Genomic DNA, 1,387 nt, shown 5'->3' with positions numbered 1-1,387 from the left:
GTGAATGACCCATGGCCTCTTGCGGGCTATAGCCGGTATGGTGTTCGAAGGCATTGTTGACAAAGATGATGCGCAAGCCCGGCTTCCCGGAGGGGACCGCTTCCGCGATGAGCACGATATCGTTGAGGCGGGAGATGCTCGTTTCCAGCAGCATGAGCTGCTCCCTGGCCTTGCGCCGTTCGCTGACGTCACGAAAGTAGATGGCGACCCCATCCGGAAACGGGTAGGCGCGGATCTCGAACCATTTGTCCAGCGGTGCATACAGGGCCTCAAATTCCACCTGGTAGTTGCCCGCAACCGCGGCCCGGACCTGCTCGGAAAACGAGGTATTGATGGCGCCCGGAAATTCCTTCCAGATGCTTTTTCCCAGCAAGTCTTTGCTGGGGCGGCCGAGCAGCCGGGCACCCTCCCGGTTGAGATAGGTAAAGCGCCACTGCGTATCCAGCGTATAAAACCCTTCGGTGATGCTCTCCAGGGTGATGCCCAGRCGAGTGGCCAGCCGATGGGCCTCTTCTTCAGTCTGCTGCGTGGCCTGCAGTGCGTGGCTGTGCTGCGCGACCAGTTGCCCGGCAGCAAGGCCCGCCAGCGTTTCGAGATCCTCTTCCTGGTCGGCGCTGAGGCTTCGTGCGACCTTGTCCATGACCGCAAGCGCGCCCAGCAGCGTGCCGTCTTCCCGCGTCAGCGGCAAGCCCCGATAAAACAGGATGTCGGGCGCGCTGCGGGCCGGCAACTGCGGCTGGCGGGGTGGTGTGTCCAGTGTGGCTTCACACAGAGCGACCAGCCCTTCGCGCTCTTGCGGTGAAAAACCGGTGCCGGAACTGAGCGCCGCCTGGCCGCCGTCCAGGGCCACCACGATGGCGATGGGGGCGTCGCAAGCGCGCGCGGCCAGCCGGGCGAGCCGGGCGGCGCCGGAATGAGGCAGGACATGGAGCGCGAGCGCAGGATCAATGACGGGAGCGGGAACGGAAACGGACACGGGCAAACACCTGCTTTTCAGACATTCAATAGACGATGCTGACGCATAGCGGCATTTCTTTTACGCAAGATTTGCAAGCATTGGGCATAAAGCGTTGCAAAACGTTCCGTCACTTACCTGCGCAGGATTTTGTCCTACGCTTCAGGCACGCGGCCCCCCACGCCGGGTTACTGCGTCACCCTTCATCCTGCAGCACTCCCCGGTTATCTCCCGTTTTTTGTATTGTTTCCGTTGTTCTATTTCACGCAAGGATCCATGAGCCCACTCGAACTCGACCAGCTTCAGCAATGCCCCGACATCCCTGCTTTGCGGAAGGCTCTGAAAAACATGTGCGAGCGCTTCGGCTCGGTCACGCAGCTCAACATCCTGCCGGCCGCCCATGCCGGCAAGCAGCAGGCCCTGTGCTTTTTG

Annotated in this window: 1 protein-coding gene; it reads right to left on the bottom strand. The window is 61.5% G+C overall.

Features of this window, described 5'->3' with window-relative positions; all coding sequences use genetic code 11:
• A partial coding sequence (locus tag AC1D1X_RS23340; protein WP_477699349.1) for a PAS domain-containing protein occupies positions 1-976 on the bottom strand: 976 nt, incomplete at its 3' end.
• Between the last annotated feature and the right edge of the window lie 411 nt (positions 977-1,387).

This window comes from Polaromonas sp. P1_G4 (assembly GCF_056405475.1).
The sequence above is the reverse complement of the archived record's forward strand: the minus strand, read 5'-3'. Positions and strand labels throughout refer to the sequence as shown.